The sequence below is a fragment of the Bacteroides sp. Phil13 genome, from assembly GCF_001940965.1.
Classification (GTDB): Bacteria; Bacteroidota; Bacteroidia; order Bacteroidales; family Bacteroidaceae; genus Bacteroides; species Bacteroides intestinalis.
The window spans coordinates 1-6,092 of sequence record NZ_MSHA01000065.1 but is presented as its reverse complement, the minus strand read 5'-3'; the positions used below and the strand labels follow the sequence as shown (position 1 = coordinate 6,092).

Sequence of the window (6,092 nt, the reverse complement as noted above, 5' to 3'; positions counted from 1 at the left end):
AAGGACGATTTGGAAATTCCAAGATGGTAAAATTGGGTATACCCGATATTTAAAATTACGTTGTTTTTTTATTAACTATTAAATCAAAGTATTATGAGGATTTCTTTTAAAAGGAATGGTTTCATAGCATTGGCATCAATGCTATCATTTGCAGTGTATGCAGGGGATAATTTGCCCCTTGCAACCGCTGCATCGGGGACAAATGGATCTATTCAAGTATCTGAGCATGGCGTAGATACTTCTAATGAGATTCAACAAGCGAGAGTAATACAAGGAACAGTTCTGGAAGAAGGGACTAATGAACCTCTTATTGGGGTAAATGTTGTCGTTAAAGGAACTACTATAGGTACAACTACTGATGTGGAGGGAAAATATTCGATAAGAATACCTTCTGATAATGCTGTGTTAGTCTTTTCTTATATTGGTCAAAAAACAGAAGAATATTCTGTTAAAGGCTTGAAATCTTTGGATGTTATTATGAAAAGTGATGCTACGATGTTGTCTGAAGTCGTTGTATACACTGGTTATATGACTCAGAAAAAAGCTGACTTAACCGGATCGGTTGCATTGGCGGATTCAAAAGACATCAAGAAGACTTCCGCTAACGTTATGAAAGCTATGCAGGGTAAGATGGCCGGTGTGAAAATTAGCAACAATGGCGGTAATCCTGCAGAAGATATAGGCATTCAAATTCGTGGTCTTTCTTCTTTGTCTGGAGCTGTTACTCCATTAATTGTATTGGATGGTATGCCAGCTGAAGGTCTGAATCTACGTGACATAAATTCAGGAGATATTGAATCTATTCAGGTATTGAAAGATGCTGCTTCTGCCTCAATTTATGGTGCACGTGCTTCTGGTGGTGTGATTTTAGTCCAAACTAAAAAAGGTAAAGCTGGTAAGACTACCATTGACTATAATGGTAGTGTTTCTGTAAGTTCTATAATAAATAGACCGGAAATGATGAACGCCACAGAATGGGGTACTGCTGCCTTCCGCGCTGCTGCTTATGATGAGTGGGCTTATGGTTCAGGCCTATTATTACCCAATGGCTTTGAGTATGAGTATCATAGAGGTGATAATGGAATGCTGGTATTGGATAATATGAAAATGAAAGAATATTTGGATAATAATCAATTGGTAAAAGCAACTGATACAAATTGGATGGATGAGATTTTTCGTACAGCAGTTTCTACAAATCATCAGTTGACTATTTCTAATGGTTCGGATAAAGCTAAAAGTTTGTTTTCATTAGGGTATACTAACAACCAAGGTACACAAATTCATTCTTTTTTCAAACAATATTCTGTACGTGCTAACACGGAATATAGTTTGATTAAAGATCGTTTGAAAGTAGGAGAAAATTTAGCTATTTCTTATTTGCAGTATAAAAGTCAATGGGAAACCTTTTTGGCTATGATTATGCCACCTATGGTTCCTGTTTATGATGTAAATGGTAACTGGGCAGGACCTGCAGGACTTGATGATTTTGATAATCCGGTACGTAAAATGACTATGGGTAAAGATAATATCAATAATTATGTGAAAATTATTGGTAATGTTTTTGCAGACCTGAATATTTGGAATGGTATATCTGCTAGAACTCAGTTTGGTATAAATTATGGTAACTCTTATAGTAGAACAGTAGATGGGGCTTATGTAGAGACTGGTTTTAGAGGCAATGATAAAAATTATGTAAGAAATAACCAGTCCCATCCGTTAAATTATGTATGGACTAATACTTTGTCCTATAATAAAAGTTTTGGAAAACACCATATTGATGCTGTATTTGGTAGTGAGTTTACCCGTTATGTACAAGAAGGTTTTTATGCAAGTAGAGAAGGACTTTATTTGGAAGATCGTGATTTTGCCGGTCTTAGTGTTGCTACCGGTGATGAAATTGATGTAAGTAGTTCTGCTGATGAATATACTTATTTCTCTCTTTTTGCTAAGGCCAATTATTCATATGCTGGTAAATATTTGTTGTCTGCAACTGTACGTCGTGATGGTTCTTCTTTGTTTGGTGTCAATAATCGTTATGGTGTATTTCCTGCATTTTCTGCTGGTTGGAGAATTAAGGATGAAGCTTTTATGGAAGATGCGGACTGGTTGTCTGATCTGAAAATTCGTTTCAGTTGGGGTACGAATGGTAGTGTACAAGGATTACCTCGTGGTTACACAACTACTCCATTTACTACTAATTATTTTGATACTGCATATCCTATTAAGGGACAAGCAACCGGCGCTTTGCAGTCTGGCTATAGAAGAACTTGGATTGGTAACCCTGATTTGAAATGGGAAACAACCAAACAAACAGACTTCGGCGTTGACTTTGGATTTTTCAATCAACGTTTGACTGGTTCTTTTGACTATTACTATAAGAAAACAAATGATATCTTGGTCCAGACTCCATATATCGCAGCAATGGGTGAAGGTGGTGAACCTTGGGTTAATGGTGCTAGTATGAATAACCAAGGTGTAGAATTTACAGTATCTTTCAAGAGTGACCCCTCCAGTGAATTCCAGTGGGCTGTTAGTGCCAATATTGGTACATACAAAACTGAATTGACTGACCTTCCTTCCAATGTAATCAATAAGTATGCTGGTGATGGTGTACACGATTTGATTTTAGGACGTTCTCCAAATTCTGCTTATGGTTTGGTAGCTGATGGTATTTTCAAAACTCAAGAGGAAGTTGATGCTCATGCAGACCAGCCAGGTAAAGCAGTTGGACGTATTCGCTACAAGGACTTAGATGGTGATGGTGTAATCAATGAAACATATGATAGAACTTGGATAGGTTGCTATGACCCGGATTTCTTTGGAGGTCTTAATTTTGATTTCGCTTATAAGGGCTTTGACTTGAACTTATTTTTTGAGGGTATGTTCGGTAATGATGTAAATAGCGACTGGAAGAAAGAGAGTGATATTTGGCTTTTCACCAATCCTGCATGGAAAAATCATGCAACTCGTATGTTGGGCGGTTGGTCACCTGACAATCCGAATTCTGATATTCCGGCTATCTCGAATAATACTGCCAATCAAGAACAAAGATTCTCTTCTTGGTTCATAGAAGATGGTTCATATATTAAGTTGAGAAATATTGAATTGGGTTATACATTTCCGACTAAGCTTATCAAAAAAATGCATATGAGTAATCTGCGTTTGTATGCTGCTGCATATAATGTATTTACTTTGAAGAAGTTTTGGGGAGATGACAAATATACAAGTTTCGATCCAGAAAGACCTTCTTATCATTATCTGACACCATTTACTTTCAATTTCGGTATCAATGTTTCTTTTTAAACTTAATTAATAAATTATTATGAAAAGCAAATATATAACTTTATCAATTGCTCTATGCTCTATATTGGGAGTCAGCAGTTGTGATTCATATTTGGATATCAATCCTAAACAAGTTCTGGACCAAAATATACTTAACAAACCTAGCGATATAGAAGGTTTTGTCACAGCAGCCTATGCCCGTATGTGTGAGATGGGGTCATTGGATTCCTCTCCTTATATGTATTGGTGGAGTGGTTCTATGCGTTCGGATGACTGCTACAAAGGTGGTGGTGGTGTTGCTGATGCTGTAGGTTCTTTTGGTAACATATCACTTTTTACTTATGTAAATCCTAATACCGGTGCATTGGATGGTACTTGGTATAATTCTTATCAAGTTATCCAAAGATGTAATACAGCAATTCAAAGAATGGCAAATTTTACGGAAGAAGAGTTACCTAATAAGAATAGTTTTATGGGTGAGATGCTCTTTATCCGTTCATTTACGTTGTATCGTTTGAAAAAACTTTGGAAATATGTACCCTATATTGATGAGAATGTAGTAGGTATGTCAGATGCTTTTGAAGCAGTACCTAACCGTGAATTGGATAAGGGGAATGATCTTTACTTATGGCAACGTATTCTTGATGATTTTAAAAAGGCCGAGGAATTATTGCCTTTGGATCAGATGGATAAAGGTCGTGTAAGCCGTAATGCTGCTACTGCTATGGTTGCTAGGACAATATTAAATATGGCTTACGAACAGGATGACCGTCATCAAGTGATAAATATCAATAAGGAATTACTTGCAGAAGCTTTGCCTTATATTGATAAAATTATTGATCAAGAAGGTGGTCGTGTAGGTTTGGAATCTGATTTTGGTAATAACTTTTTGGTAGAGTATGATAATGCTACTAAAGAATCCATTTGGGAATTACAATTTGCTCTTGATAATAATTTTCATACAGCAGGTCGATTTAATCGCGCTGAAGGTTTGAATCATCCATGGATGTGGCCCGAAACACAACCTGGTAATTTTGTATTTAAGTGTTGTGACTTTAACCATGCTAGCTATACGTTGACTAATGCGTTTAAGACAGATGAAAACGGTTTACCCCGTTTCGAGGATTATAATGAGGATGATTATGGTCAATATATTAAAAATTCAGATGGTTCTTATAATTTGGATATCGTTAATTCTGGCGCTAAGCCTTACTTTGATAAGTATACATGGGATCCCCGATTTAGCCATACTATCGTAGCTCCTGGACAGCCTTGGAAGTATGATCCTGATTTATTATTCCATTCAACTGCTACTCGTGATCCGATTACTTATAGTTTCTTGAAACCCATCAAAGATATGCCACATCCTGATTGTGGTTGTATTGCTTATGATGGATGGCAATTTAATTCTATGAATAAGAAGATGATTCGTTACGATGACGTGTTGCTGTGGAAAGCTGAGATTTTGATTCAATTGGATAGAGAAATGGAAGCCCTGCCATATATTAACCAGATTCGTACTCGTGCTGCCAATAGTTTGGTTCGTTTGACTCAAGCTGACGGTTCATATACAATGAATTATCATATTGCTACTTATCAGCCGGGTATTAACTGTAATTGGACTAAGGACTTTGCATGGAAAGCCTTAATGTGGGAAAATCGTCTTGAATTTGCTTGCGAAGGTCATCGTTTCTTTGATTTGTAGCGTTGGGGATTGTTGGAAAAGACAATGAACGAATATTTTGCTATTGAAAGAACTCGCTTCGATTGGTTCAATGATGCTCGTTTTACTGCCGGTCGTGATGAGTACTTTCCGATTTCCCAACCACAAATGAATTATTCAAAGGGTAACTATACGCAGAATCCGGGATATTAATGTTTAACTATTAAGAAGAAAATTATGAAAAAGATAGTAACCATTTTTACAATGTTGTTGGTAGTGTTATCACTGTCCAGCTGCTATGACAGAGATGTGCTTGATGACAAGGGCTTGAATTATTTCATACCTACGCCTGAGAATGTGCAGTATATTCAAGATAATGCTACTACAGTGACATTGACTTGGAGTATTCCTTCAGTAATTCCAGAAGACTTCAGACGTCCTATTTCAGTACAGATTCAAATAGTGGAAAATAATATTTATAGAGATAGAATAACCTTGGTAAATGAGGAAACCTCTCATACTTTCACTATTGATCCTGCTAAGAAGTATCGCTATATCGTTAAATTGGTAGGTACTTTTACTGAGGAAAATCAAGAAACAGGGCGTACATCTACTGTTACTTCTGAGGGTGTAATAGTTAATGTCGAATAGTTTCGAGAAGGATTTTTGTAGTTAATGATAGAGAGTGGGCTTTTACTGGTATTTTTCTGAGTCAGCTCACTCTCTATTTTAATATTTGATATAAGGCGAATGGGTTATCTGGTTACGATAAATTGAAAAATGAATCAATAGACATGAAAAACATATTATTTATAGTATTCTCTTCGTTTATATTTTTATTTGTTTCTTGTACTTCTGAACAAGAAACTGAAACTTATATTCCTATTGATGAAATTATACCTTTGGATACTCATTTGATTCCAAATAAGGATACAAAAATTGTATCAACAACATTGAATTTTAAGGATATTGATGCCATAGATTATTTGCTGGTTAGAAAGAGTGTAGGTGACAGCTATTCAGCTAAGATAAGTCAAAGCGAACTTACGTCTGATTATATTTTCAATTATACCATCCAAAAAACAGATCCACAGAATTTTCGGCTAGTATTGGCTGCCTTTTACAAAGATGGTAATATGTCGAAAGA

Annotated in this window: 4 protein-coding genes and 1 pseudogene; all 5 read left to right on the top strand. The window is 36.1% G+C overall.

All coding sequences use genetic code 11. The annotated features are described in order from the left end of the window. Positions 1 to 93: 93 nt before the first annotated feature. Positions 94 to 3,303, top strand: a complete 3,210-nt coding sequence (locus BWI44_RS11985; RefSeq protein ID WP_009037504.1) for a SusC/RagA family TonB-linked outer membrane protein — start codon at positions 94 to 96, stop codon at positions 3,301 to 3,303. 19 nt (positions 3,304 to 3,322) lie between these two features. After that, complete coding sequence (locus BWI44_RS11980) at positions 3,323 to 4,987, top strand: RagB/SusD family nutrient uptake outer membrane protein (protein WP_502688836.1); 1,665 nt, start codon at positions 3,323 to 3,325, stop codon at positions 4,985 to 4,987. A 24-nt stretch (positions 4,988 to 5,011) separates the two neighbouring features. Beyond that, positions 5,012 to 5,158, top strand: a complete 147-nt coding sequence (locus BWI44_RS22385; RefSeq protein WP_502688835.1) for a hypothetical protein — start codon at positions 5,012 to 5,014, stop codon at positions 5,156 to 5,158. 24 nt (positions 5,159 to 5,182) lie between these two features. After that, entirely contained in the window at positions 5,183 to 5,596 is a 414-nt protein-coding gene (locus BWI44_RS11975; protein ID WP_055288460.1) for a DUF4945 domain-containing protein, read from the top strand. Positions 5,597 to 5,739: 143 nt separating this feature from the next. Continuing rightward, positions 5,740 to 6,092, top strand: a pseudogene (locus BWI44_RS11970) (DUF4185 domain-containing protein); the annotation flags it as partial.

What these genes read in the sequence shown, in the direction of transcription:
- BWI44_RS11980 (WP_502688836.1), top strand. Translation starts at nt 3,323, where the DNA reads ATGAAAAGCAAATATATAACTTTATCAATTGCTCTATGCTCTATATTG.
- BWI44_RS11985 (WP_009037504.1), top strand. Translation starts at nt 94, where the DNA reads ATGAGGATTTCTTTTAAAAGGAATGGTTTCATAGCATTGGCATCAATG.
- BWI44_RS11975 (WP_055288460.1), top strand. Translation starts at nt 5,183, where the DNA reads ATGAAAAAGATAGTAACCATTTTTACAATGTTGTTGGTAGTGTTATCA.
- BWI44_RS22385 (WP_502688835.1), top strand. Translation starts at nt 5,012, where the DNA reads ATGAACGAATATTTTGCTATTGAAAGAACTCGCTTCGATTGGTTCAAT.